The sequence below is a fragment of the Aeromonas sp. QDB17 genome (assembly GCF_027705305.1).
Taxonomy (GTDB): Bacteria; Pseudomonadota; Gammaproteobacteria; order Enterobacterales; family Aeromonadaceae; genus Aeromonas; species Aeromonas caviae.
In genome coordinates, this window is sequence record NZ_JAPDBP010000010.1 from 135196 (window position 1) to 160228 (window position 25033).

The 25033-nt window shown below is 58.0% G+C and carries 24 protein-coding genes and 2 other RNA genes; 22 read left to right on the top strand and 4 right to left on the bottom strand.

The features are described from left to right. The first annotated feature begins 51 nt into the window (after nt 1-51). From OKC41_RS10630 to OKC41_RS10665, 8 genes are all read left to right on the top strand, one after another. Nucleotides 52-843: an enoyl-CoA hydratase gene (locus OKC41_RS10630; RefSeq protein WP_201894108.1), complete on the top strand. Its 792-nt coding sequence runs from the start codon at nt 52-54 to the stop codon at nt 841-843. A 78-nt stretch (nt 844-921) separates the two neighbouring features. Continuing rightward, complete coding sequence (locus OKC41_RS10635) at nt 922-2022, top strand: enoyl-CoA hydratase/isomerase family protein (protein ID WP_160837751.1); 1101 nt, start codon at nt 922-924, stop codon at nt 2020-2022. 27 nt (nt 2023-2049) lie between these two features. After that, nucleotides 2050-2970 carry a 3-hydroxyisobutyrate dehydrogenase gene (gene mmsB, locus OKC41_RS10640; protein WP_270672000.1) on the top strand — a complete coding sequence of 307 codons (921 nt, stop codon included), beginning with the start codon at nt 2050-2052 and terminating at the stop codon, nt 2968-2970. 71 nt (nt 2971-3041) lie between these two features. After that, nucleotides 3042-3803, top strand: a complete 762-nt coding sequence (locus tag OKC41_RS10645) for an SDR family oxidoreductase (RefSeq protein ID WP_201894100.1) — start codon at nt 3042-3044, stop codon at nt 3801-3803. Between the two features lie 365 nt (nt 3804-4168). Next, a complete protein-coding gene (arcD, locus tag OKC41_RS10650; protein ID WP_010674600.1) occupies nt 4169-5605 on the top strand; it encodes an arginine-ornithine antiporter in 1437 nt (478 codons plus the stop codon). Nucleotides 5606-5696: 91 nt separating this feature from the next. Then, complete coding sequence (locus OKC41_RS10655; protein WP_042878545.1) at nt 5697-6485, top strand: sulfite exporter TauE/SafE family protein; 789 nt, start codon at nt 5697-5699, stop codon at nt 6483-6485. A gap of 102 nt (nt 6486-6587) precedes the next feature. Beyond that, nucleotides 6588-6684: signal recognition particle sRNA small type (ffs, locus tag OKC41_RS10660), an RNA gene on the top strand. An 84-nt stretch (nt 6685-6768) separates the two neighbouring features. Continuing rightward, nucleotides 6769-7908 (top strand): site-specific integrase, encoded by a 1140-nt coding sequence (locus OKC41_RS10665; protein ID WP_270672003.1) that lies wholly within the window; start codon nt 6769-6771, stop codon nt 7906-7908. 196 nt (nt 7909-8104) lie between these two features. Here OKC41_RS10665 and OKC41_RS10670 read toward each other — a convergent pair whose 3' ends face one another. Then, a complete protein-coding gene (locus OKC41_RS10670) occupies nt 8105-10786 on the bottom strand; it encodes a phage/plasmid primase, P4 family (protein ID WP_270672004.1) in 2682 nt (893 codons plus the stop codon). A 593-nt stretch (nt 10787-11379) separates the two neighbouring features. Between OKC41_RS10670 and OKC41_RS10675 the strand changes: the two genes are divergently transcribed. The 7 genes from OKC41_RS10675 to OKC41_RS10705 all read left to right on the top strand — a co-directional run bounded on the left by OKC41_RS10675 (nt 11380) and on the right by OKC41_RS10705 (nt 19395). Further along, nucleotides 11380-13341 carry a class I SAM-dependent DNA methyltransferase gene (locus OKC41_RS10675; protein WP_270672005.1) on the top strand — a complete coding sequence of 654 codons (1962 nt, stop codon included), beginning with the start codon at nt 11380-11382 and terminating at the stop codon, nt 13339-13341. Continuing rightward, complete coding sequence (locus OKC41_RS10680) at nt 13338-14642, top strand: restriction endonuclease subunit S (protein WP_270672006.1); 1305 nt, start codon at nt 13338-13340, stop codon at nt 14640-14642. Before OKC41_RS10675 ends, OKC41_RS10680 begins: the two co-directional genes overlap by 4 nt. Continuing rightward, a complete protein-coding gene (locus OKC41_RS10685; RefSeq protein ID WP_270672007.1) occupies nt 14639-15028 on the top strand; it encodes a PD-(D/E)XK nuclease family protein in 390 nt (129 codons plus the stop codon). The genes OKC41_RS10680 and OKC41_RS10685 overlap by 4 nt, the downstream gene beginning before the upstream one ends. 73 nt (nt 15029-15101) lie before the next feature. Beyond that, nucleotides 15102-15509 (top strand): nucleotidyltransferase domain-containing protein, encoded by a 408-nt coding sequence (locus OKC41_RS10690; RefSeq protein ID WP_024943932.1) that lies wholly within the window; start codon nt 15102-15104, stop codon nt 15507-15509. An 8-nt stretch (nt 15510-15517) separates the two neighbouring features. Beyond that, nucleotides 15518-15817 carry a nucleotidyltransferase family protein gene (locus OKC41_RS10695; protein ID WP_201957523.1) on the top strand — a complete coding sequence of 100 codons (300 nt, stop codon included), beginning with the start codon at nt 15518-15520 and terminating at the stop codon, nt 15815-15817. A gap of 9 nt (nt 15818-15826) precedes the next feature. Beyond that, nucleotides 15827-16216, top strand: coding sequence for an HI0074 family nucleotidyltransferase substrate-binding subunit (locus tag OKC41_RS10700; RefSeq protein ID WP_201957520.1), 390 nt, complete (start codon nt 15827-15829; stop codon nt 16214-16216). Continuing rightward, entirely contained in the window at nt 16213-19395 is a 3183-nt protein-coding gene (locus OKC41_RS10705; RefSeq protein ID WP_270672010.1) for a type I restriction endonuclease subunit R, read from the top strand. Before OKC41_RS10700 ends, OKC41_RS10705 begins: the two co-directional genes overlap by 4 nt. A gap of 268 nt (nt 19396-19663) precedes the next feature. On the opposite strand, the gene OKC41_RS10710 is transcribed toward OKC41_RS10705, so the two are convergent. After that, nucleotides 19664-20041, bottom strand: a complete 378-nt coding sequence (locus tag OKC41_RS10710) for a hypothetical protein (RefSeq protein WP_024943929.1) — start codon at nt 20039-20041, stop codon at nt 19664-19666. A 261-nt stretch (nt 20042-20302) separates the two neighbouring features. Here OKC41_RS10710 and radC point away from each other — a divergent pair, with 261 nt between their 5' ends. The 6 genes from radC (at nt 20303) to OKC41_RS10740 (ending at nt 23796) form a co-directional block, all read left to right on the top strand. Next, nucleotides 20303-20770 carry a DNA repair protein RadC gene (radC, locus tag OKC41_RS10715; RefSeq protein WP_005324908.1) on the top strand — a complete coding sequence of 156 codons (468 nt, stop codon included), beginning with the start codon at nt 20303-20305 and terminating at the stop codon, nt 20768-20770. Next, the gene (locus OKC41_RS10720; protein WP_024943928.1) at nt 20767-21135 is read left to right on the top strand and encodes a DUF2787 family protein; all 369 of its coding nucleotides are present in this window, start codon (nt 20767-20769) and stop codon (nt 21133-21135) included. Before radC ends, OKC41_RS10720 begins: the two co-directional genes overlap by 4 nt. Nucleotides 21136-21140: 5 nt before the next feature. Then, nucleotides 21141-21281: a hypothetical protein gene (locus tag OKC41_RS10725; protein WP_005324906.1), complete on the top strand. Its 141-nt coding sequence runs from the start codon at nt 21141-21143 to the stop codon at nt 21279-21281. Continuing rightward, nucleotides 21278-21421, top strand: coding sequence for a hypothetical protein (locus OKC41_RS10730; protein ID WP_167332170.1), 144 nt, complete (start codon nt 21278-21280; stop codon nt 21419-21421). The genes OKC41_RS10725 and OKC41_RS10730 overlap by 4 nt, the downstream gene beginning before the upstream one ends. Before the next feature lie 240 nt (nt 21422-21661). After that, nucleotides 21662-22207, top strand: a complete 546-nt coding sequence (locus OKC41_RS10735; protein WP_236766823.1) for a recombinase family protein — start codon at nt 21662-21664, stop codon at nt 22205-22207. A gap of 143 nt (nt 22208-22350) precedes the next feature. After that, the gene (locus OKC41_RS10740) at nt 22351-23796 is read left to right on the top strand and encodes a hypothetical protein (protein WP_005345170.1); all 1446 of its coding nucleotides are present in this window, start codon (nt 22351-22353) and stop codon (nt 23794-23796) included. A gap of 52 nt (nt 23797-23848) precedes the next feature. On the opposite strand, the gene OKC41_RS10745 is transcribed toward OKC41_RS10740, so the two are convergent. Further along, nucleotides 23849-24049 carry a hypothetical protein gene (locus tag OKC41_RS10745; protein ID WP_144406139.1) on the bottom strand — a complete coding sequence of 67 codons (201 nt, stop codon included), beginning with the start codon at nt 24047-24049 and terminating at the stop codon, nt 23849-23851. Between the two features lie 262 nt (nt 24050-24311). On the opposite strand from OKC41_RS10745, the gene ffs (OKC41_RS10750) reads away from it, so the two are divergent. Beyond that, nucleotides 24312-24405: signal recognition particle sRNA small type (ffs, locus tag OKC41_RS10750), an RNA gene on the top strand. Between the two features lie 193 nt (nt 24406-24598). Here ffs (OKC41_RS10750) and OKC41_RS10755 read toward each other — a convergent pair. Continuing rightward, nucleotides 24599-25033, bottom strand: a 435-nt coding sequence (locus OKC41_RS10755; RefSeq protein ID WP_270672015.1) for an IS3 family transposase, incomplete at its 5' end; no start/stop codon positions are given.

A 25033-nucleotide genomic window follows, 5' to 3' on the forward strand; every position in this document is an offset into this window, starting at 1 on the left:
CTCCATTCAACCCTGTCATCATGGGGCAGTTTTTTTGACAAGGACAACGCAATGACAAGGATCAGGCTCGAATATCACGGCCACGTGGCCTACATCACCCTCGATCACCCACCCGCCAACACCTGGACGCTCGCCAGCCTGCAAGCCTTCTTGCAGATGATGGTGGAGCTGGATGGTCGCCCCGACGTGGTAGCCCTGGTGATCCGCGGTGCCGGAGAGAAATTCTTCTGCGCCGGCGCCGATCTCAAGATGTTCGCCGACGGCAGCCTGGCGCACGCCCGCGAGGTGGCCGAGGCCTTTGGCCACGCCTTCGAGGCGCTGGCCCGCTTTCACGGGGTCAGCATCGCCGCCATCAACGGCTATGCCATGGGAGGCGGCCTCGAGGTCGCGCTGGCCTGCGACATCCGCATCGCCGAGCAGCAGGCCAAGCTGGGGTTGCCGGAGGCCTCGGTGGGCTTGTTGCCCTGCGCTGGCGGCACCCAGCGCCTCACCGAGCTGGTGGGGCCGGGCTGGGCCAAGCGGATGATCCTCTGCGGCGAGAAGGTGAGCGCCACCCTGGCCTACGAGATGGGGCTGGTGGAGGAGGTGGTGACCGAGGGGCACGCCTGGGAGGCGGCGCAGCAGATGGCCCAGCTGGTGGAGCGCCAGAGCCCGAGCGCCCTGCGTGCCTGCAAACAGCTCATCAATCAGGGGCGAAGCACCCACAGGGACGCGGCGCTGCCGCTCGAGCGCAGCCTCTTTCTCGCCCTGTTTGACGATGCCAACCAGCGCGAAGGGGTGGCGGCCTTCCTCGAGAAGCGGGCCCCGCGCTGGCGCTATGACCAATCCAGGCCGAAAGAGTGAGGGAGTGAAGGATGAATGAGGTATTGATGGCGACCCGCCATGTCGCAGGGGCTGACACCCGGTCTGCGGGGGCCGACCATGAGTGAGCCCGTGCGCATCGAGACCCACCCCACGGCGGATGGCCGCCACATCGGCATGCTGACTCTGGACAGCCCCGCCTCCCTCAATGCCCTGAGCCTTGAGATGATCCAGTTGTTGCAGGGGGCGTTGACCCGCTGGGAGCAGGATCCGGCCATCGTCTGCGTGTTGTTGCAAGGGGCCGGCGAGAAGGCATTCTGCGCCGGTGGTGACATCCGCTCCTTTTATTACCGCAAGCAGGAGGCGAGCCACTCTGAATTGTTCGGCTATGCCCGCGACTTCTTCCTGCAGGAGTACCGGCTCGATCACCACATCCACTGCTACGGCAAGCCCCTTGTCTGCGTGGCGGACGGCATCTGCATGGGGGGCGGCATCGGCCTCTTTGCCGGGGCCGAATTCCGGGTGGTGACAGAGAAGAGTCTGTTCGCCATGCCGGAGGTAACCATAGGCCTCTATCCGGACGTGGGGGCCAGCTGGTTTTTGAGCCGGATGCCGGGGCGGCTCGGACTCTGGCTCGGCCTCACCGGTGCCCGCTTCAACGGGGCGGACGCCATCGGCCTGGGGCTCGCGGATCATGCCATGGAGAGCCGCGAGCGGGCGGAGCTGCCGGCGCGCCTCGCCGCCCTCGACTGGTCCGCAGGCGACCCCTGCGAGCAGATCGAGGCGCTGCTCACCGATTTGCAGGAGGCCCCTGGTCAGGCATTGCCCCCTCCCGTACTGCTGCCCCACCAGGCCCGCATCGATGCGCTGTTGGCTGGCCGTTCCCTGCAAGGGGTGCTGGCACGTCTCGAGGACGCCGAGCTGGATGAACCGGCGCTGGCTCAGGGGCGGGAGACCTGCCTTCGCGGCAGCCCCATCAGCCGCGCCATTCTCTGGCGCCAGTTCTGGCAGGCACGGCGCCAGTCCCTGGCCGAGGTGTTTGCCGACGAGCTGACCCTCTCGGTCAATTGCGTGCTCAGAGGGGACTTCGTGGAAGGGGTGCGGGCTCTGCTCATCGACAAGGACAAATCCCCCCGCTGGCAGGCCCCGCAGACGGGTGAGGCCTGGCTGGATGCCTTCTATCGCTGGCCCGAGGGGGACAACCCCTTGCGCCTCCGCTGACGCGGGATCACACACAAGGAGCACACCATGACAAGGATTGGGTTTATCGGGCTTGGCAACATGGGGGGCCCCATGGCCGCCAACCTGGCCAGGGCGGGGCACAGGATGCAGGTGTTTGATCTGGTGCCCGAGAGCCTGAGCCGGGCCATCGAGGCTGGCTGTATTGCCGCCGGGAATGCCCGGGAAGCGGTGAGCGGCTGCGAGCTGGTCATCAGCATGCTGCCAGCGGGCGAGCACGTGCGCAGCCTCTGGCTGGGGGAGAGTGTCGGTGAGCGGGGTGGCCAGGATCTGCTGGCGGCCCTGTCGCCCGGCACCTTGGTCATCGACTGCTCTACCATAGACGTGGCCTCGGCCCGTCAGGTGGGGGCGGCGGCGAAGGCGAGCGGCATCCGTTTTCTCGATGCCCCCGTCTCGGGGGGCGTGGCCGGCGCGGCGGCGGGCACGCTCACTTTCATCGTCGGCGGCGAACAAGCGGATTTTGAAGCGGCCAGACCCGTGCCCGCCTGCATGGGGCAGAACCTGTTTCACGCCGGGGCGCTTGGCGCTGGCCAGATCGCCAAGATGTGCAACAACATGCTGCTCGCCATCCACATGGCGGGCACCGCCGAGGCGCTGGCGCTCGGGGTCAAGGAGGGGCTGGATCCCGCCGTGCTCTCCACCATCATGGGCAAGAGTTCAGGCAACAACTGGAGCCTGGAGCGCTACAACCCCTGGCCCGGTGTGATGGAGAACGTGCCGGCATCCCGTGGGTATACAGGGGGCTTTATGACCCGGCTGATGGTCAAGGATTTGGGGCTCGCCATGGCGTTGGCGGAACATGCCCACAGCGCCGTGCCCATGGGGGCCCTGGCCCGCAACCTCTTCAACCTGCACGGGAGCCAGGGCCAGGAGAACAAGGATTTTTCCAGCATCCTCGAGCTCTATCGGGACAAGACAGCGCCGGGTTAAGGGCCGCTATCTACCTATTTACCCGATAGTATTTGACTCGACAGTCACCGGCCATCTCACCAGGAGCATTTATGGATATCACACGGAAAGTCATCGCCATCACGGGGGCGGGCAGGGGGCTGGGCCGCGCCATCGCTCTGAGTCTGGCGGAGCAGGGGGCCGTGCTTGCCCTCATCGACGTCAACCGCACCGATCTGGAGGTGACCGAGGCGGAAGTGCGCAGCCGTGACGGCCGCTGCGCCCTGTTCGTCTGCAACGTGGCAAGCGAGCCGGAGGTCGAGGCGACCTTCGCCGCCATCAAGGATCAGTTCGGTGCCCTGCACGGCCTCATCAACTGCGCCGGCATCCTGCGCGACGGCATGCTGATCAAGGTGAAGGAGGGGGCTCTGACGGAGAAGATGAGCCTTGCCCAGTGGCAGAGCGTCATCGACGTCAACCTCACCGGCACCTTCCTGTGCGGGCGCGAGGGGGCGGCGCTGATGGCCACCGGCGGGGAGGGGGGCGTCATCATCAACATCTCCTCCATCGCCCGGGCCGGCAACATGGGCCAGAGCAACTATGCCGCCAGCAAGGCGGGGGTGGCCTCTCTGGTGGTCACCTGGGGGAAGGAGCTGGCCCGTCACGGCATCCGGGTGATGGGCATCGCCCCCGGCGTCTTTGCCACCGACATGACGGCGGCGATGAAGCCCGAAGCCATGGCCCGCATGCAACAGGCCATCCCGGTGGGCACCCTGGGGCAGGCGGCGCAGCTGGCCCAGACGGTGCAGTTCATCCTTGCCAACGACTATCTGTCGGGGCGGATGATCGAGCTGGACGGCGGCTTGAGGCTCTAGTCCCCCCTGCATATACCCTCTCTGACGCCCCTCCTGCAGGGGCGTTTTTGCAGGGGAAAGGCACCAGTGCAAGGGTGCATAGCCATGCAGGTCCGGCTTTTGAAAAGCGGGGCGGCATCATGAAAAGTCGTGAAATATCAACGGGTCTTTCTTAATTTGAACCAGCTCACAGGCACCCCGGGTCAGTGCTGTAAAATTGCGCGCGGTCAAGGCGGCTCATGATTGACGGCAAGAGGGATTGCGGCCGGAATAGTCATGCAATATAGTTGCCGCCTTTTTCACGGGGTACGGATTTTTAGCCCCTCCCATGTCGCGCGCTGTATGAATACGGATGCTCAGCCGCCGCCTAATAAAACAGGTTTGAGATGGACAAGAAACTGGGGCTGGGTGCCCTCATTTCGCTGGTGATCGGCTCCATGGTCGGTGCCGGGGTTTTCAGTCTGCCGCAAAACATCGCAGCGCACGCCAGTGCCGGGGCCGTCGCCCTGGGATGGGCCATCACGGGGATCGGCATGATCTGCCTCGCCCTGGTCTACCAGAATCTCTCCATGCGTCGACCGGATCTCGATGGCGGCATCTTCAGCTACGCCAAGGCCGGGTTCGGGGATTTCGTTGGCTTCAACGCCGCCTGGGGTTACTGGCTGTGCCAGCTGCTGGCCAACGTCTCCTACGCCATTGTGGTGTTCAGTGCGCTGAGCTACTTCTTCGACACGCCGGACAATGTCATCTTCGGTGACGGCAATACCCCGGTCGCCATCACGCTCGCTTCCCTGCTCATCTGGTCGGTGCATGCCCTGGTGCTGCGCGGCATCCAGGTGGCGGCGCTGGTGAACATCGTCACCACCATCGCCAAGATGGTGCCCCTCATCGTCTTCTGCGTGGCCATCCTGCTCGCTTTCAACATGGAGACCTTCACCCTGGATCTCTGGGGGCAGGGGAGTCCCGAGCTCGGCTCCGTGATGGATCAAGTGAAGTCCACCATGAAGGTGACCCTGTGGGTCTTCATCGGCATCGAGGGGGCCGTGGTGGTCTCCGCCCGTGCCCGCCATCGCAAGGACGTGGGCCGCGCCACCGTGCTGGCGCTGCTCGGCGCCCTGGCGCTCTACGTCATGGTGACCCTGTTCTCCCTGGGGGTCATGAACCAGCCGCAACTGGCGGCCCTCAAGAACCCCTCCACCGCCATGATCCTGGAAGCCGTGGTCGGCCCCTGGGGCGCCTGGCTCATCAACATCGGCCTGGTGATCTCGGTGATGGGGGCCCTGCTGAGCTGGACCGTGCTGGCGGCGGAAGTGCCCTACATCGCGGGCAAGACCGGTGTCTTCCCGGCTTGGTTCGCCAAGGAGAACAAGAACGGCTCCCCCAAGGTGTCGCTCTGGTGCTCCACCTGCCTGGTGCAGATCTTCCTCATCATCATCTACTTCCAGAACAGCACCTATCTGGCGTTGGTGAACATCGCCACCTCGGCTGCCCTGGTGCCCTATGTCTTCTCCGGTGCTTACGGCCTCAAGCTGGCGTTGAAAGGGGAGACCTACGCGGGCCAGCCCCATCAGCGCAAGCGCGACCTGCTGCTGGCCCTGGTGGCCACCGTCTATGGCTGCTGGCTGGTCTATGCCGCCGGAGTGGAGTACCTCTTGCTGGTGGCGCTGCTCTACAGCCCGGGGATCTTCATCTACTGGAAGGCGCGCCAGCACCACGGCCTGCGCAGCCTCAACCGGCTGGAGCAGGGGATGACGGCAGCCCTGCTCGGTTGCGCCGTGCTGGCGTTCTACAAGGTGATGGACGGTACCATTCCCCTGCATTAATCGGCACAATAAAGAGATGGCAAGATGCCATCTCTTTTTTATGGATAATGGCGGTCAAGTTGACCGCTGTTTCGTTATTGAAGGAATGTTTATGCTGTTTGTGGGCTATCTGGTGTTGGGCGCCTTCGCGGGCATGCTGGCCGGGCTGTTCGGTATCGGCGGCGGCCTCATCATCGTCCCCGTGCTGGTCCTGAGTTTTCACGCACAGGGCGTGGCGCCGGAGATCATCACCCATCTGGCCCTCGGCACCTCGCTGCCTACCATGATCTTCACCGGTTTCAGCTCCCTGCGTGCGCACCAGGAGGCCGGGGCGGTGGACTGGGGAATGATACGGCGCCTGGGCGCCGGCATGCTGGTCGGTGCCTGGCTCGGCGGCATGACCGCCAACCTGCTCAGCGCCAGCACCCTCAACATCATCATCGGCTGCTTCGCCTGGACCATGGCCCTGCAGATGGGGCTCAATTTGAGGCCAAAAGCGGAGCGACACATGCCGGGCCCCCTTGGTACCGGGATCGCGGGCACCGTCATCGGCTGGATGTCGGCCTTGTTTGGCATCGGTGGCGGCTCGCTGACCGTGCCTTACCTCACCTGGAATTCGGTGCCCATGCGCAACGCCGTGGCCGCCTCCGCTGCCTGCAGCATGCCCATCGCCCTGGCAGGCAGCCTCAGCTACCTCTATGCGGGTTGGGGAGACGCCGATCTGCCCGAGTGGAGCGTCGGATTCATCTATCTGCCGGCTCTGCTTGGCATCGTGCTCACCAGCACCCAGTTTGCCCGTCTGGGCGCCAGACTGGCACACAGAATGCCACCCCGGCGGCTCAAGCAGGCCTTTGCCCTGCTCATGTTGCTGGTGGGGGCCAAATTCATGCTCTTTAGCTGAACCCTTGGCCAGATTGTTGAAAAATAAGGCGAACGGCTCGCGCAGCGGTAGAAAGCCGTTGCATTGAGGGGCCAGTTTGCCTATTCTCCTCGCCGGTGGTCCTATTGGTCCTCTCGCATTGATAACCCGTCGACCTGGTCAGGACCGGAAGGTAGCAGCCAAGGCGGGGGACTCGAGTGCCGGGATGTGGCTGGTAGGGCCACCACTTGTTTCTGCAATTCAATAAGTTAGCTTCCTAAAGCCCTTGGTCATCCACTTTGTGTGGACGACGAGGAGCTCATCGATGAATCTCTGGCTCAGTCCCCACGGCATCTGGTATTACCGGAAAGTCACCACGCTCCCCTGTGGTCGTCGTAAAGAGATCAAAAAATCCCTGCATACCCGAGACAAGCTGACGGCCCGTGCAGCTGTTGCGAAGCTGCTTGCCTGTGTGCGTTCCAAAGCTAAACCAGTTGTGCAACCCACAAGTGAGCCAGAGAACCCTCAACCTCAGCCGCACATCAAGCCTGCTGTTCCGGCGGCCAAACCGCTTGCTCCGCTCCTGTCGGTCTTGAGTGACCGCTATCTGAAAGAGAAGGCCCTCTCCTGGGCACCGAAAGAGCTCAGCAACCAGAAGAACTACATCGGCTGCTTCATCAAGGCGCTGGGGGATAGACCGGCTGCTGACTATGCGAAAGCGGATGTGGTCAAGTTCAAGGAGGACCTGCTGAACTCCGGTAAGAGCCCAACGACGATCAACAAGTATCTCCAGAAGCTCTCCCTGCTGTTTAACTGGCTGGCTAACCATCAGGATGGGGTCATCAACCACTTCGCCGGATTGAAGCTACAGCGAGCCAAGGAGGTGAACTCACGAAGTGGGTACACAGCGGAAGAACGTCGCAAGTTTATCGGGTGGGCTAAGCAGCAAGAGCCCCACCGTAGGTGGATTGCTCTGCTGGGTCTGTTCACCGGAGCTCGTGCCAACGAAATCTGTCAGCTCTATGCCGATGATGTGCAACAGGTTGACGGTATATGGTGCCTGAATATTCGCAGTGGACGGCCAGACCAGAAACTCAAGACGGCCAACAGTGCTCGTCTCGTTCCTCTCCATCGACACCTCCTCCAGAACGGTTTCATCGAGTTTGTGAAGGGGAGGGCAGGGGGACGCCTCTTCCCTGAACTGCCCCATCGCCAGGATGGATACAGCCACTTGTGGGGGCAGTGGTTTAGCCGCCATCGCCCTGTAGATAAGGACTTCCACAGCCTGCGCCATACCGTGGGGACAGCCCTCAAAGATCACGGTGTGCCATTGCAGTATGCGGCGGCGATCTTGGGTCACACCAACGGGGCGATCAGCTATGACCGATACGGTGGGGATGTCTCGCTGGAGAAGCTCAAAGAGGTGATGGACGCAGCCCTCTCATCCTTTGCTGATGCCGGATAACAGGAAGGATGGGTCTGCCGATCTGCTGAAATTTTGGCAGATTTAAGAACTTTTTCTACGAAGTCTCATACAGAAAAAGTTCTATAAAATGCTGAAATTTCGGCAGATTGACTGCTTGGTTTGGTCCATTTTCCTTTGTTGGCGGGCAAAATGGGAAAGTCAAAAACGGCAGAGGGGCCCGCAGGCCCCCCATTCGTCATACTGTGTAGTTCGCTCCTGTTTCCGGCTGCTCTCGGTGGGTTGAGACCGTCATGTCCGCCATCTCGCTATCGAGCAGGGTCAACCCGATGATGGTGTCCTTGCTGTTATAGCGGGGGATCAGATAGCCCTTTTCTAGCAGCTTCTTCTTGAGGGCCAGCTTCTTCATGGCCCATTCACCGTTCTGCTGTGCCCAGCGGCTGTAGACTGCGTAGACCTCGCTCATGGGCACTTTGGCCCCTGCTCTGGCCTGGGTGCACTCTTCAAGGAAGCAGCCAACCATATCCGACTCGGCACGGTAGGTCTCGACATCCTGCTTGAGGCGAGCAGGAATCGATGCCTTGAGCCTCTGGTCTTGCCACATCTGGCAGCCCTGGATGGCCCAGTTCAGAATGCCGGGCATCTCGGCCCGCAGCTTCTCCATCAGCATTGGGTCCAGCTGTTCCTTCGTGAAGGAGGCATTGAAGGGCAGCATCAGCATCCGACGCCACATGCCATTGCTGGTATCGCGGATCTCGGGCTTGTGGTTGCCCACCATCACCAGAGAGAAGGATGGGCGGAACTCCATCTCCTTCTTGGCGTAGGGAGCACGAGCGACAATCACGTCATCCCCCGTCATGGCCTTCACCAAGTTCTCATCCATACGGGCCCCCTCAGGCAGCTCGTTGGCGACCACGAGACGTGCATCCACCAGCTTGGTCAGGGACGGGTTCGGCCCAGTATTGCCGTTGCGGTTGAACAGCAAGACGTTACTGTTGATCTGCCGACTGAACTCTCCCAGCAACTGCTGAATGACCGACATGAAGGTACTCTTGCCGTTGCAGCCGCCCCCGTGGAGGAAGAACAGGAGCTGTTCGTCGGTGCGGCCGGTGATCCAGTAGCCCACACAACGTTGCAGGAAGGCAGCGTACTCGGCATTACCACAGCAGATCTCGTCGATGAACTGCTCCCATCGCGGGCAGACAGCAGCTGGGTCGTAGACCACCGGGCTATGGTGGGTCATCATGAATGCCCGTCTCGGTGCCAACAGGCGACCCGACTTCAGGTCGATGACACCGTTCGCCGTGCCCAACAGCATCGGATTGGCGTTCAGCTCGTGCAGTCTTGCCGTCATCATCGGCTTGGCCAGTTCCAACATGTTCTGAATGCCAGCCCGGTTAAGGCTGCTAGAACCGTGTCTGAGCACTGCATAAGCCCAAGACAGCTCCTCTTTCTTGCACGCCTGCTTGATCAACATCTGCCCGATTTCCTGGATCTCTTTGCCCACGGTTTGAGCAAGGATCATGGGCGTCAAGTCATTCTGGGTCCAGTGCGTACCATCGAAGTGGATGAAGCCACCTAACTCAGGGACGAACTTCAGGTTATGCCCGTGCATCTGCACGAACCGTTCGGCGTTGGCCGAATCGTTGAGCTCGTTTTCAAAGATGGCTGTACGTGGCAGGACCTTGACGACTTCCAGATGCTGATCATCGTCCTGAACGGCTTCGGCTTCGGCTTCGGCTTCGGCTTCGGCTTCGGCTTCGGCTTCGGCTTCGGCTTCGGCTTCGGCTTCGGCCACAGGCTCAGCTAGGGTGAATGCCGCCACCAGTTCGGTCAGAGGCAAGGGGTTGTCGCCATGCAGGTATTCGTCGATGTCCTTCACGCAATCTGGCAGCTTGACCTGAGTCAGCTTGAGGCCGAGCCGAGCCACCTTGGAGCGGTACTTGTCGCCCGCCTCATCGGTATCGAAGAAGGTGACGACATCACAGTCAGCCAGCTCACGCCCCAGCCACTCCAACTGGGTCTGTGACAGAGTCCCAATGGTAGCCAGCACGGGGCCTGACCAACCTGCATCCACCAGCGACAGGCGGTCATTCTCCCCTTCTACCAGGGCGACAGGGCCAGGGGCATTCAGACACTCTTCCCCGTAGAACTGCACCCCGTTAAGCCAACAGGCGCTCGGCAGTTGGTACTGGTGCTGCTTGTTCGGGTCCTTGAAGGTGAAGCGGCTGACTTGTCCGTTGCGGTCGAAGTGCGGGAACACATAGACGCCACTCGGGAAGAAGTCGCGAAGCTGGTCAGGTGCATCCTTGCGAGGCTTGACCAGACCGGAGGCCAGCCGCTCCTCTTGGCTGAACCCTGCATCCTTCAGTGCCTTGTTCAGGCCACCGGAGAAGCCGATATCCAACCCCACCAACACCTCCTCAGAGTGGCCACGCCGCTCCATCAGTTCGTCTACATCCAGACGGGACTGATAGTGACTAGCTGCGAGATTGAAGAGTTCTTGCAGGCGAGCAGGTGGGGCCGTGTAGATCGGCTGCTCCAGCTTCACCACTTTGCGAACGGTTGGGGTGACTGCCAGTTCTCCCAGCAGGAGCAGACGAGCAGCATCAGATGCCTTGTCGGCTTGACCGCACTTGACGATCAGATCGAACACGTCGCCTCTTTCCTCGCAACTGAAGCAGTGGAAGCTATCGCCGTCAGGGTAGAGGGTGAAGCAATCATTATGGCCGCACAGTGGGCAACTGGCATCATCCAGTCGGTAGGTGTTGGAGCCGACTTTTTTGACGTCTTGCCCGGTCAGGGCTGAGGCGACATCCATGATGGGGAACTGCTCTTTGATGGCAGCAAAGTCGATAGTCAGGGAGTGGCCTGCATCGGCCAGGGCAAATTCAAGGTCAAACTTGGTGGATTGAGACATGATGTCTCTCCTCTTAGATGACCGCTGCTGTGGAACTAAAATTAGGTTGTGTGTGTTCCAAGCGGCGGTAATCAGATCGGGTAACAGCGCCCCCCGTGGGCCTATGGCGTGAGCCAAGGTGCGATGTGCGGGGGCGTCTGCCCGCCGACAACCCCGACTATACGGATCGGCAGAAGCAATACAACCCCTCTTTTTTCCTCCCCAAGGTCCCATTTCGAGTTTTCGTTGTGAACAACGCAAAAACGGCTATTCATGAAATATTCTAATGATTGACAACAGGTGATGTAGTGACATTCCTTGCTAAGTTGATAGCTGGCCTCCGCCCCCGCCAAATAGGTGGGATATGAGGTCTGCCGATCTGCTGAAATTTTGGCAGATTTAAGAACTTTTTCTACGAAGTCTCACACAGAAAAAGTTCTATAAAATGCTGAAATTTCCGCAGATTGAGCACCCTAATTGGCCCCTTTGCCCTTGTTGGTGGGCCAAACGGGAAAATCAAAAACGGCAGATTTACGCAGCCTGCTCCGAGGCCACGACTGGAGGCCAGATGCTGTGATAGGATCACGCTATTTCGAGCGTCCCACGGGGTTTCCATGACAACCAATATCTCATCCCTTGCCAATCTCATCTGGTCGGTGGCTGACCTCCTGCGAGGTGATTTCAAACAGTCCCAGTATGGCCGCATCATCCTGCCCTTCACCGTGTTACGTCGTCTTGAGTGCGTACTGGCCCCGACCCGTGACAAGGTGCTGGCCACCGCCGAGAGCACCAAGGCCATGCCCGAGCTGGCCCGCCATAAGCTGCTGCTCAATGCCGCCGGGCAGAGCTTCTACAACACCGCCAAGCTCACCTTGGATAACCTTGGCGAGAAGCAGATTGGCGATAACCTGGATGCCTATGTGCGGGGCTTTTCCCGTGAGGCATTCGAGGTGTTCGAGCACTTCAACTTTGCCGCCAGCATCGATCTGCTGGAAGATGCCGACCTGCTTTACAAGGTGGTTCGCAACTTCGCCAACGTCGATCTCTCCCCCGAGACCGTAGACAACTACCACATGGGTCTGGTGTTCGAGGAGCTGATCCGCAAGTTTGCCGAGAGCTCCAACGAGACTGCCGGGGAGCACTTCACCCCCCGCGATATCGTGAGGCTCACCACCTCGCTGGTGTTTGCGGCTGATGACGAGGCTCTGACCACTGCGGGCGTGGTGCGAACCATCTATGATCCCACCGCTGGCACCGGCGGCTTCCTCTCCTGCGGCATGGAGTATCTGCACGAGCTGAACCCCGCTGCCCGTCTGGCCACCTTCGGGCAGGAGCTCAACCCCGAGTCATTCGCCATCTGTAAGGCCGACATGCTGATCAAGGGGCAGGACATCAGCAACATCAAGCTCGGCAACACCCTCTCCGATGATCAGTTACCGCAGGAGAAGTTCGACTACTGCCTCTCCAACCCACCATTCGGGGTGGACTGGAAGAAGGTCGAGAAGCAAGTAAGGGACGAACACCTGCTAAAGGGCCACAGCGGCCGCTTCGGGGCGGGTCTGCCCCGTGTCTCCGATGGATCGCTGTTGTTCCTGCAACATCTTATCGCCAAGATGAAGCCGGAAGGTTCCCGCATCGGCATCATCCTCAACGGCTCCCCGCTTTTTACCGGTGGGGCAGGCAGCGGCGAGAGCGAGATCCGCCGCTACATCCTGGAGCACGACCTGCTCGATACCCTGGTGGCCTTGCCCACCGACATGTTCTACAACACCGGCATCGCCACCTATATCTGGGTGCTGTCGAACCACAAACCGGCCGAGCGTAAGGGCAAGGTGCTGCTGATCAACGCCAGCGACATGCACAGCCCAATGCGAAAATCCTTGGGCTCCAAGCGTAAGCAATTGAGCGACGAGGCCATTGAGCAAATCGTCCGCCTCGCCAGCCGTTATGAAGAAGGGTCCATCGCCAAGATCTTCCCCACCACCGCCTTCGGTTATCGCCGTATCACGGTGGAGCGGCCGCTGAAACTGGCGTTCTATCCGCAGGATGCCGATCGCCTTGCCAGCCTCACCGCCGACAAGGGCTGGGCCAAGCTCGATGGCACCCTGCAGTCTGCCATTCTCACTGCCTTGGGCCAGTTCGCTGAGGCCAAGTTGCTCTCTCGCGACAAATTCAAAAAGCAACTGATCAAGCTGCTAGGTGAGGTCAAGCTACCCGCCCCGGCCTTCAAGCTGCTGGTGAACCATCTGGCTGAGCAGGACGACGCCGCCGAAGTGTGTAAAACCAAGGGCGAGCAGGAGGCTAATGCGGATCTGCGGGATAACGAAAATGTGCCGTTGGGGGAAGACATTCATGAATATCTGAAGCGTGAGGTGTTGCCCCTTGTGCCGGATGCCTGGATCGACACCAGTAAAACCGACCCGCTCGATGGTCAAGTGGGCATCGTGGGCTACGAGATCCCCTTTAACCGCCACTTCTACCAGTACCAGCCGCCCCGGGAGCTGGCAGCGATTGATGCTGATCTCGATGCGGTCGCCAAGGAGATTATGCAGCTGCTGGCGGAGGTGCATTCATGAGCGAAGTCGTTGCTACTGCTCAGCAAGGGCTGACAGGTAAATATCACCCCTATCCGGAATATAAGGATTCGGGAGTGGAGTGGTTGGGCGAAGTACCAAGTCATTGGGGTGTTCTTCCGTGTCGTGCGGGAGTTACCCATTTGGTTGCAAAAAATACCGATGGAAAGGAAGACAATTACCTTTCATTGATGGCTAACATCGGAATCGTGCTGTATGAAGATAAAGGTGATGTAGGAAATAAAAAACCGGACGATTTAACAAAGTGTAAAATAGTCCGCAAGGGAAACCTTGTTATTAACAGTATGAACTATGCCATTGGTTCTTATGGCATGTCGCCTTACGATGGAATTTGTAGCCCTGTTTACATTATTCTTGATGCAAATACAGATGTTGTTGAACAGCGGTATGCTCTTCGGTTGTTCGAAAATAAGCCTTTTCAGAAACATTTAGCCATTCTTGGAAATGGAATACTTGAGCATCGAGCAGCTATAGGCTGGGACGATATCAAGGGGCAATATATTCCATTCCCTTCACTGCCAGAACAACATACTATCGCAGCTTTCCTCGACTACGAAACCGCTCGTATCGATCGGCTGATTGCCCAGCAGCAGCGGCTGATCGAACTGCTCAAAGAGAAGCGGCAGGCAGTGATCTCCCACGCCGTCACCAAGGGCCTCTACCCCAACGCCCCCATGAAAGATGCCGGCATCGAGTGGCTCGGCCAAGTGCCGGAGCATTGGGCTGTAGTCAAATTGAGTTATGTTTTGTCACTTAAAAGTGGGGACGGAATTACGTCGAATGAAATTGAGCCAGAGGGCACTTATCCGGTTTATGGCGGGAATGGACTTCGGGGCTACTGTGAACAGTTCAACTGTAATGGGACCTATGCTCTTATTGGACGTCAGGGGGCACTATGTGGCAATGTTAATGTAGCCGATGGAAAATTCTTTGCTTCCGAGCACGCTGTGGTTGTTTATCCTCGAATTCAATTTGATGTTAGGTTCTTGTCTGAGTTTTTGAGATTTATGGACTTAGGTCAGTATTCTGTTTCTGCCGCCCAGCCAGGTATATCTGTTGAACGAATAAGTATGCTCTCGATAGCAGTTCCACCAATAGAAGAGCAGTCTCTTATTGGGCAAAGAATATCGCAGGTTGACCTGCAGATTGAAAGGTTAGTAGTGAAGGCTGAGGCTGGTGTGTTGCTACTTAAAGAACGCCGTACCGCCCTGATCTCCGCCGCAGTCACCGGCAAGATCGACCTACGGGGCTGGACGCCACCCGCCGACGAGGTTGCTGCATGAGTGCAATGCCGAAAACCGAGGCGACTGATGCGATTGCTTCAACCAGCAATGACGAACAGTACCGCTGGCTGACCGAGCTGATTTTCGATAGCAAGGAGCTCGATAAGCTGGGGGGCATGGTCTCCGAGTTCAACCTGTTTGAAGAGATGGGGATGGTGCGTCAGGAGATCCGCCACTCCCATTTTTTCGGCACCCTCTTCAATCCCCGTGAGCCCCATGGCTTGGGCTCCCGCTTCTTTGAGTCGCTGCTTTCAAGGTTGCTCTATGACTTGCCAGATCGGCGTAGTGGCGACGTCTCTTTGCTCGATATCGATCTCTGTGATTACGACGACCTGCAGGTGTTTCGCGAGCAAGATCGTATCGATCTGCTGCTGGTGAGCCCGTAGGTTCGATTAGCGAAGCGTAATCGGACGATCGCGTTATCAGACCTTCTCGTTTTCTCGCACAGGAGTGAATGGTATGACTCTGCCTACCCTCACCGCACAGTTAGCCGCACTCGCCGCCGCTCACCCCGAGGTGATGGTGCTGTGGCTCTATGGTTCCCACGCCAAGGGGAACGCTGGGCCCCACAGCGACTGGGATCTGGCGGTAGCCTTCGACCCCGTCAAATTGGTTGACTCTCTGGATAACCGGTTGCGGCCCGAGTTGCTGGCCCTCGACTGGCAGCGAGCCTTGGGGCTGGCCGAGGGGCAGTTATCGGTGGTCGATATCAATCAGGCGCCCATTCCGCTTGCCTTTGCGATTGTCGATGCCAACCGGGTACTGTTTTGCCGCGATCAGGGTCGCCGTCTGCGTGAAGAAGCCCGTATCATGTCGCAGATGGAATTCCTTCTCTACAGCCAAGCCAATGAGCATAAGAAATACTGAGGTCTGGTATGCAGCTTGCCGATTACCAATTTCTACAGGCACTGGCGAGATTACCGTTTGTCGAGGCGATCTGGCTATTTGGCTCGCGAGCCCGGGGTGAGCAGCGTGAACGCTCCGATATCGATCTCGCCATCGAGTGCCCCGGTGCCTGCGAGGCGCAATGGCAGCAGGTGTTGGCGATCATCGATGAGGCCGATACCCTGCTCCCTATCGATTGTGTGCGACTCGATGAGGAGTCGCCCCAGAGCCCGCTGTATCAGGCCATCCTGCGTGACAGGGTGCCTCTCTACCGACGAATGACGCCTTAAGGAAGTGCAATGAGTCTGGATCTGAATCTGGTTGCCCTTGGCAACGCCCTGCAACGTCTCGCCGAATCCCTGAGCTATGACGCGAGCCAACCGCTGGTGGTCGATGCCAGCATCCAACGCTTCGAGTTCTGTATCGAACTGACCTGGAAGACCCTGAAAAAGGCGCTGGCGGCGGAAGGTATCGAAGCCAATACCCCCCGTGAGTGCATGAGCCAAGCCTATGCGGCCCACTGGCTGGCCGATGAGACGGTCTGGTTGTCGATGCTCAAAGATCGCAACCTGACCTCGCATACCTACAAGGAAGATCTTGCGGTCGAGATCTATCGCCGGCTGCCGGGACATCTGGCGGCGATGCAGGCGCTGTATCAGGTACTGCTGGCCCGAGGGGGTCAGTCATGAGTCAGGACCTCAGTTTGGAAAATAGGGCTCGGGAGAAGGCCTTTCAGGATCATATCATCGAGCAACTGGCTGCATCAGGTTGGCTGGTCGGTGAGTCGTCTCGCTACGACAAAGAGCGAGCACTCTACCCGGAAGATGTGATCGCCTATGTGCAGGAGAGCCAGCCAGAGGGGTGGCAGAAATACTGCAAGACCTACGGTGAGGAGCCAGAGCGTCATCTGCTCAACGCCGTGGCTCGATCCCTTGACAGCGATGAGCGGGGCACCTTGTGGTTACTCCGTCATCAGGTAGAGGATCGAGGGCACCGGCTGGCGGTGGCCACCTTCAAGCCCGACCATGACCTTAACCCAGAACTGGTCGAGCGGTATGCCAAGAACCGACTGCGGGTGGTGCCGGAGCTGGTCTACAGCCCCCATGGCTATGAGGGGCGGCTCGATCTCACTCTGTTTCTCAACGGCATTCCGGTGGCAACGCTGGAACTCAAATCGTGCTTCAAACAGAGCCTGGAGAACGCCAAGCAGCAGTACCGCTTCGACCGCCCACTGGTGACGGCGGGCAAGCGTGAGCCCTTGCTGGCTTTTCGTCGCGGAGCACTGGTGCACTTTGCCGTCAATCAGTTTGAGGTGGCGATGACCACCAAGCTGGCCGGAGCAGATACCTTCTTCCTGCCGTTCAACCGGGGCACCGCCAAGGGTGGGGCAGGGAACGATCAGCCTGAGACAGGCTATGCCAGCGAGTACCTATGGCAGGAGATTTTCGCGCCTGAGACCTTCCTCAATATTCTGGGCCGCTATCTGCATCTGCAGGTGAAATTGGATGAGGACGCACTGGGCCGTCTCAAGAAGAAAGAGACGATGATCTTCCCCCGCTATCACCAGTGGAAGGTGGTGGAGACGCTGTTGGCGACCCTCCGGCAGGAAGGCAGCGGCCAGAAGTACCTGATCCAGCACTCGGCGGGCTCGGGCAAGTCGAACTCTATTGCCTGGTTGACCCATCAGCTCGCATCGCTGCCGCGTGACGGGGATAAGCTATTCAATTCGGTCATCGTCGTCACCGACCGGACCGTGCTCGATAGCCAGTTGCAGGAGACCATCGCTCAGTTCGATCACGCATCCGGGGTGATCTCCCGCATTAATCGGGAAGAGGGGGATGGCAGCAAATCTGCTCAGTTGGCCGAGGCACTGACCAGCGGCACTCCCATCATTATCGTCACCATTCAGACCTTCCCCCATGTGCTCAAGGCGATTCAGGAGAGCTCCAGCCTGAAGGCCAGCCGCTTTGCGGTGGTGGCCGACGAGGCTCACTCCAGCCAGACCGGCAAGACTGCCCGTCAGCTGCGTGAGGTGTTGATGGCCGAGCAGTTGAATGATGAAGAAGAGCTCTCGGCCGAGGATGTGATGAACCTGACCTTGGCTGCCCGTGGCGGCAGCCAGAACATCAGCTACTTCGCCTTCACTGCTACCCCGAAGGCCAAGACGCTGGAGCTGTTCGGTCGCCCGCCCAAGCCCCATCTGCCCATTTCTGATGAGAACAAACCCCAGCCGTTTCACGTTTACACCATGCGCCAAGCGATCGAGGAGGGGTTCATCCTTGACGTGTTGCGGAACTACACCAGCTACCAACTGGCCTATAAGCTGGCGATGGAGAGCGAAGCGGCTGATGCAGAAGTGGACAGCAAGAAGGCCAAGCGCAAGCTATCCCAGTGGGTCCGGCTGCACCCGCACAACATTGGCCAGAAAGTGCAGGTGATAGTCGAGCACTTCCGCCAGCACGTTGCACCGCTGCTGGCCGGTCAAGCCAAGGCGATGGTGGTGACCAGCAGCCGGATGGAGGCGGTCCGCTACAAGCTGGCGTTCGACAAATACGTTAAGGACCAAGGCTATCAAGCCATTCGGGCCATGGTGGCCTTCTCGGGCGACATCGAGGACGAGGGGCAGACGTGGAACGAGCGGAACATGAACCCGGAGCTGAAGGGCCGGGACATGCGTAAGGCGTTCGATACGGCTGACTATCAGGTGATGCTGGTTGCCAACAAGTTCCAGACCGGGTTCGATCAGCCCAAGCTGTGTGCCATGTATGTAGACAAGAAGCTGACCGGGGTGGACTGCATCCAGACCCTCTCGCGGCTCAACCGCACCTATCCGGGCAAGGAGAGTACCTATGTGCTCGACTTCGTGAACGACCCGCAGGATGTGCTGGAAGAGTTCCAAAAGTATTACGAAACCGCCACGCTGGATTCAGTGTCGGACCCGAACCTTATCTATGACCTGTTCCACAAGCTCAAGGGCGAAGGGATCTTCACCTGGCCCGAGGTGGTAGCGTTTACCGATGCCTACTTCGACCCCAAACGGGGGGCCGATGCCTTCTTGCGGCACGCCGTTCCGGCCAGAGATCGCTTCGCCAAGCGTTACCGGCTGGCCATCGATGCTATTCGGGAGTGCCGGACCCAGCTCAAGTGGCTGATCGAACAGGGCGGCTCAGGGAGTGATCAGGCCAACGCCGAGCGGCGGTTGAAAGAGGCCGGGGAAGCCCGTTCGGTGCTGGAGCTGTTCAAGAAGAACCTCAACGGCTATGTGCGGTTCTACGAGTTTGTCTCCCAGATCACCCCCTTCGACGATTACGACATGGAGCGGCTGTGTGTCTTTGCACGCCACCTGCTGCCCCTGCTGCGGGAAGAGGTGTTGGATGAAGAGCAAGTAGACCTTTCATCGGTGATGCTGAGCCACTACCACCTTAAGGCCAAGCGGACACAGGATCTGCAACTCAAAGAGAATGCGGCCGGTTATGGGCTGGAGGGGATCGCCTCCCTCGGCAGCGCCAAGCCGAAAGAGGAGAAGAAGGATTTCCTCTCCGAACTGCTGGCTCGGATGAACGATCTGTTTGGCCTGGAAGTGACTGATGGGGACAAGCTCGACTGGGTGCAGGGGATGGTCAGCAAGCTAAGCGAGAACGGCCCCCTGATGGAGCAGGTCCGCAATAACCCACGGGAATCGATTCTGCATGGCGATTTCCCGAATGCGGTGGATGAAGCCGTCATCGGGCGAATGGAAACCCAGCAGGGCATGTCGCTGACGTACCTCTCTCACCCCGATAAGGCCAGGGCATTGCAGAATATGCTGCTGGACTTGCTGCTCGAGGGGTTGGCTGGCCATCAGTCATTACGGGCACAGAGTCAGTAGGCGTTTGCTGGAGAAGCATGTCAGGGCTGACGTGCTCCTTCAGCGGGCAACGAGACCGAGCAAAGGAAGTGGGAACACCATCCTAGGCTAGGTAGGTCGAGGAGGTCTGCCGATCTGCTGAAATTTTGGCAGATTTAAGAACTTTTTCTACGAGATTTCATACAGAAAAAGTTCTATAAAATGCTGAAATTTCAGCAGATTGAACATCCAAAATGACCCCTTTGCCTTTGATGGCGGGCAAAAGGGCCCGATCCAAAATCAGCAGATATTAGCCTTGCGGGTTCCGCAGTGGACGCCAGACGTATCCTGATAGCTCTTTGGCATTTGCCGGGGGCAGAGTATGCAGATCATCTGCTTCGAAACCGAAATGGTTCATCATCTCTGACAGGGAGTAGCAGAGTTGATCGCCTTCCGCTTGACTGAAGGTGCCGTCATAGCGCTGGATGAAGTTCGGGGTGAAGCTCTCACCTGTTGTGCAGACCGGCAGCGTCTGTATCTTGAGATCTTCTGGCCCACCTTCTGTAATCTTGACGGCGTACCCGAGCAATGGGTAACGCTCTAGGGTCGTTTCTCCGTTGTCATTTGGTTCGACAATGATGTAACCGTACTCACTGGGCTGAGCGGGGATAAAATGAGTAGTTGCCACTGGTGTTCTCCTTCACACAAAACGAGACGATATTGCTAACAATTGGTCTCAAGTGGGTTTTAATCCCTCTTTTTTGACCACAAGTGGAAACATATCGCGTCATGAAGGGGAAAACCGTGAAATCCGTCTAAAAATTTCTAAGAGGGCTCATAGGTGAATGTGGGCCCCTGCACCCCTTATACCAGTTCCGTTCGGATTCAATAACAACCAAATCCCCTGGCATAAGTAACTCGTGTACCCAAACGACGCGAGGTTACTGTTATGTCACAACACTATGATGATCACCCCGGACAGGGCGATCACATCATCAATCAGGCATTGGCCATTCTGGAGAGCCGACAGCGGCATCTTGGCAATGCCTTCACTCAACCCAAAGCGGCAGCAGACTTCCTTCGGCTCAAGATGGGGGAGTACGAGCGGGAAGTGTTCGCCGTCATGCTGCTCGACAATCAACACCGACTGCTCGATTACCAGGAGCTGTTCTTCGGCACCATCAATGCAGGCACCGTTCACCCCCGTGAGGTGGTCAAGGCGGCCCTTAACAGAAACGCCGCTGCGGTCATTCTGGCCCACAACCACCCCTCCGGTATGGTCGACCCCTCGGATGCCGACAAGGCTGTTACCGCTCGTCTCAAGGATCTGCTTGAGATGGTAGACGTGCGAGTGCTCGACCACTTTGTGGTGGGACAGCACGACATCTTCTCGTTTGCCGAGCGGGGGCTGCTATGACTCCATCCAAACCGCTACAGACTCTGTTCGCCAAGATCATCGGTAGCTACCCCGATGCCACCGCCCTGACCCTCAACTTCCGTAGTCCCGATTATTCCGCCGACACTGGCGGTTACCGTCCGGTCGAAATCCGTCTGGAAAAACGGGCTGAGAGCTGGGGGATGGCCTACGTCACCGAGTTCACTTACCTCGGTGGCGAGCTGGTCAAGGATCTCGATTTTGACTTCAACGCCGGGCTGGCCTCACAGCTCTGGTGTGGAGATCGGCCGTTGGCCACCACCATGGACCTCTACCGGCTCTGGGAGAGGAACTTTCTCGACTATCACCGGATGGAGGTCTACCGCCTAAAGATAACCCCTGAGTAATCGCCATGAACGACTTCACGAAAGCCCTGCTGCTGGATGCCTTGAAGGCAGCCCTGACGGCGTTTGCGTCTGTCATCGTCAACGCGATGATGGCCCGCTACATGCCGCCACACTTCTACAACATGAACGAAGAGGACTACCCATGAACAAAATGATCCTGACCTCGGTGACTCTGGTTGCCATTGCAGGGGGAACCCTGATGATCCGCCTAATCGCCCGTGACAAGGCTCACGCTGAGGAGCTGGCCAAGGTATTGCGGATGCCTGGCGGGTCGACGCGTCATTGAGATCCCCTGGTCGGCACCCTGCATGACCAATAGATAGAGCAGCCAGAGCATCTGGTTGACTACCCCTGCGGGCCCTCCATCACGGAGCGGCCCGTTTTCATTTGTATCACTGGCTCAGGTCAATAGACCAAGCCCGTGTGACGCGAGCGAAAGTGCCACTTTTTGCCGGTCATATGGGTTCCTTTCGACCTTCTGACCGGTCGCGTCAGTGTACCTTGCCCTATTGACCAGGAGGAGACCATGGCACTGGTGGGATATGCACGTGTCAGCACTGTGGGGCAGAGCCTGGATGCCCAGCTTCAGGCACTGGCCGAGTGCAGCAAGATATTTCAGGAGAAGGTGAGCGGGGCCAAGGATGATCGCCCGCAGCTCTCGTTGATGCTGGATTTTGTTCGTGAGGGAGACGTGGTGATGGTGACCAAGCTGGATCGCTTGGCTCGCAACACTCGCCACCTGTTGGAGATCTCGGAGTACCTGCACGCTAAACGGGTTGCTCTGAGGATTTTGAATCTGGGTATCGATACCTCGACACCGACCGGAAAACTGATGCTAACCATGATCGGTGCCATCGCCACGTTTGAGCGGGAGCTGATGCTGGAGCGACAGGCAGAAGGGATTGAGCTGGCTAGGCAGCGTGGGGTCTATAAGGGCCGCAAACCGACAGCCATGGCGAAGGGAGACGAGGTGCAAGCATTGGCAGCAAGGGGGCTCGCCAAGGCAGAAATCGCACGCAGGACGGGGATCAGTCTCTCCAGCGTGCAGCGTATCTTACGTGGTGGGGGATAAATTCAATGAAATCATGATTATAGAAAGAAAAAATATCATGAAATCGGTATCAATCACAAAAATCAATTCCCAGACTCTTTAGTATCCCGCTTTTGTATAGGCTATTGAGTCGCGTTGAGTCAATAGAGAACAAGGAGAAACTGATGACAGTTCGTTCGTTAATTAGTGTAGGGGTAAGTCTGGCTCTGGTAGCTTGTGGCGGCGGTGGAGGTGATGGTGGGTCTGATACCCAACCCGTCACCAAGACGGCTATTCAGGGCAAGGCCATCGACGGCTATGTGCAAGGGGCAACCGCCTATCTGGATTTGAACTTCAACCGCCAGTTGGATGAGGGGGAACCCAACGCGGTGACTTCTAACACCGGCGATTATCGGCTAGAACTCACCGAAGCTCAGGAGGAGTGTGCCCAATACGTACCCTTAGTGGTCGATGTTCCGGTGGGAGCGGTTGATTTGGATCTGGGGCCGGTCGAGCAGGCTTACCAGATGGTATTGCCGCCGAAGTTCACGCCTATCACGCAAGACGATTTCTATCATGTAACTCCACTGACCACGGTTTTGTGGAGTGCTGTCGAGAAAGAGCTGGCTGCGGGGGGATCTCTGACTTGCCAGAGTGTGATGGCCGATCAGCTAAAGCGTGAGCAGCTGATGAACTCGTTGAAACAATCGGTTGATCGGGTTGTGTCCCACTACAACATTCCTGAGCAGAAGCTGTTTGATGACTTCATCGCTACCGGTGATAGTGCGACAGCCACCAAGGCTCAAGAGATCGTCCGTGGTTTGCAGAAATCGTTCAGTGCCAGCGAAGAGTTAAAACGTGCTCATCCTGATGCGTTCTATGCCTATGTGGATTACCACCAAGGGGACTATAGAGACCACAATAATGCCTATCCGCAGGCTTGGTATCGTGATCAGGGGATCTATTGGGCCAACAAGAGCCGGACTGAGCTGGTCAAGGTCAGCGATGATTTCAGTGAAGACGTCAGAACCATCATCTATGGCGAAAAGACCAATGTTGCAGGCAAGGGATACAGCTACAGCAATAGCTACGAGTTTGAATCTCGTGGTGGTGATGATGCCCCCTACTCCTGTGACATTAAGGAAACCATTTCCACGACGGCAGATGGGAAGGAGTATGAGCTGGTGAACTTGGCCGGAGGTGAGGCAGGCATCTTTGCCGACTGCATCCCTGAGAGTTTGGCTGGAGCGATTACTGGCCGCTATGCGACGGTCGGTTACAAGGATGCCGAAGCTGACTATGGCAGCCAGTTTGTCTATTTCCTCGGTGGCTCTAACAGCTTCCCCTTCCTGAACGATTGGGTAGGGATGGCGGATGATCATGCAACCCGCAACATGAGCGAACTGGTCGCTGCCTTTGAGAAACTACCGTACCGCTATGATGACAAGACGCCGGAGCCGGATGCTGGTGCTTGGTTCAAGAAGCAGACCGTGACTGACAGCAACAAGGTCACCACCACTATCAGCTATGACAACCAAGGGCGTTACCGCAAGTTCACCGTCTTTGCTGATGGGACGCACAAAGAAGAGTGCGGCACTGATGGTATTGCGTGGGGATCATGTGGCAACTAATGATCCAAAAGGAGCCTGCGACCGGGCTCCTTTTTACTGACATCTGACACGATTATTTTTTACTTTCATCGCTACCTTTATCTTTATCCTCATCTAGGTGATGGCCCAAGGCACCACCGACACCACCGCCAATACTTCCTCCAATTACAGCGCCCGGAAGTCCCGCAAGTACGCTACCTAGTACAGCAAACAAACCTGCTCCAGCCCCGGCAAACTTCCCAACATTAGCATGGTCAGATGATCTTTTGGCCATATTGCACTCCCTAAATGCTTGATGTTTGACCGATGGTTAGTCTAGCAGGGTTTTGGCTAAGTCCAATTTGGGGTATGAGAAGATGATTAAATGCTCTTTCCGAATTGATTTATCTAGGGGCGGGCGGGTAGGATTACCCCCGTTTGTTACCAATTTAAGCATGTCCACTTGATGTGGATGACCGTACTTCCGGCGGGTTCTCGCTTGTTGAGGTTTCAGAACACTGTGATGGAAATCAGTTCCATCCCTAAGTGCCTGATTTATTTGGGCTCGCATTGATAACCCGTCGACCTGGTCAGGACCGGAAGGTAGCAGCCAAGGCGGGGGACTCGAGTGCCGGGATGTGGCTGGTAGGGCCACCACTTGTTTCTGCCATTCAACAAGTTACAGCTAACAACCCCCTTCAGACCTCTTGGTCATCCACTTGATGTGGATGAGTCTGGCGTCTTCATCCCATATTTCCGATTCTCTGTCGCAAGCTATCAGGTGCGACCGCAAGGTAGCTCTGGAGTCCAGCGCAAATGTTCTCTTGATCTTCAGCTGTAGTGGTCAACTAAATCCGGACACACAGTTAAGCCGATTTTCGGCCTCTGCTGGCGGTATCCCATCATTGTGTTGATGCGGGCGCCGCCAGTTGTAGTAATCCATTAGGTAATAGCTGATATCCCGCTTGGCTTCCCGCAGGCTCATGTACCCCGTGGTCGGAAGCCATTCCGTCTTGAGGCTCCTGAACAGCCGCTCCATCGGCGCGTTATCCCAGCAGTTGCCACGCCGACTCATGCTCTGGGTCATGCGATAGCGCCACAGCCGTTGCCGAAATACCCGGCTGCCGTATTGGCTGCCCTGGTCGGAGTGAAACAGCACGCCAGACGGGCAGCCCCGTTGCTGATACGCCATGTCGAGCGCGTTCACGGCCAACTCAGCATCAGGCCTGCCGGACATCGCCCAGCCCACGACCCGTCGGGTGTGGAGGTCGAGCACCGC

Coding starts and splice junctions, on each gene's coding strand:
- OKC41_RS10630 (WP_201894108.1), top strand. CDS start 52: ATGACAAGGATCAGGCTCGAATATCACGGCCACGTGGCCTACATCACC.
- OKC41_RS10635 (WP_160837751.1), top strand. CDS start 922: ATGAGTGAGCCCGTGCGCATCGAGACCCACCCCACGGCGGATGGCCGC.
- mmsB (WP_270672000.1), top strand. CDS start 2,050: ATGACAAGGATTGGGTTTATCGGGCTTGGCAACATGGGGGGCCCCATG.
- OKC41_RS10645 (WP_201894100.1), top strand. CDS start 3,042: ATGGATATCACACGGAAAGTCATCGCCATCACGGGGGCGGGCAGGGGG.
- arcD (WP_010674600.1), top strand. CDS start 4,169: ATGGACAAGAAACTGGGGCTGGGTGCCCTCATTTCGCTGGTGATCGGC.
- OKC41_RS10655 (WP_042878545.1), top strand. CDS start 5,697: ATGCTGTTTGTGGGCTATCTGGTGTTGGGCGCCTTCGCGGGCATGCTG.
- OKC41_RS10665 (WP_270672003.1), top strand. CDS start 6,769: ATGAATCTCTGGCTCAGTCCCCACGGCATCTGGTATTACCGGAAAGTC.
- OKC41_RS10670 (WP_270672004.1), bottom strand. CDS start 10,786: ATGTCTCAATCCACCAAGTTTGACCTTGAATTTGCCCTGGCCGATGCA.
- OKC41_RS10675 (WP_270672005.1), top strand. CDS start 11,380: ATGACAACCAATATCTCATCCCTTGCCAATCTCATCTGGTCGGTGGCT.
- OKC41_RS10680 (WP_270672006.1), top strand. CDS start 13,338: ATGAGCGAAGTCGTTGCTACTGCTCAGCAAGGGCTGACAGGTAAATAT.
- OKC41_RS10685 (WP_270672007.1), top strand. CDS start 14,639: ATGAGTGCAATGCCGAAAACCGAGGCGACTGATGCGATTGCTTCAACC.
- OKC41_RS10690 (WP_024943932.1), top strand. CDS start 15,102: ATGACTCTGCCTACCCTCACCGCACAGTTAGCCGCACTCGCCGCCGCT.
- OKC41_RS10695 (WP_201957523.1), top strand. CDS start 15,518: ATGCAGCTTGCCGATTACCAATTTCTACAGGCACTGGCGAGATTACCG.
- OKC41_RS10700 (WP_201957520.1), top strand. CDS start 15,827: ATGAGTCTGGATCTGAATCTGGTTGCCCTTGGCAACGCCCTGCAACGT.
- OKC41_RS10705 (WP_270672010.1), top strand. CDS start 16,213: ATGAGTCAGGACCTCAGTTTGGAAAATAGGGCTCGGGAGAAGGCCTTT.
- radC (WP_005324908.1), top strand. CDS start 20,303: ATGTCACAACACTATGATGATCACCCCGGACAGGGCGATCACATCATC.
- OKC41_RS10720 (WP_024943928.1), top strand. CDS start 20,767: ATGACTCCATCCAAACCGCTACAGACTCTGTTCGCCAAGATCATCGGT.
- OKC41_RS10725 (WP_005324906.1), top strand. CDS start 21,141: ATGAACGACTTCACGAAAGCCCTGCTGCTGGATGCCTTGAAGGCAGCC.
- OKC41_RS10730 (WP_167332170.1), top strand. CDS start 21,278: ATGAACAAAATGATCCTGACCTCGGTGACTCTGGTTGCCATTGCAGGG.
- OKC41_RS10735 (WP_236766823.1), top strand. CDS start 21,662: ATGGCACTGGTGGGATATGCACGTGTCAGCACTGTGGGGCAGAGCCTG.
- OKC41_RS10740 (WP_005345170.1), top strand. CDS start 22,351: ATGACAGTTCGTTCGTTAATTAGTGTAGGGGTAAGTCTGGCTCTGGTA.
- OKC41_RS10745 (WP_144406139.1), bottom strand. CDS start 24,049: ATGGCCAAAAGATCATCTGACCATGCTAATGTTGGGAAGTTTGCCGGG.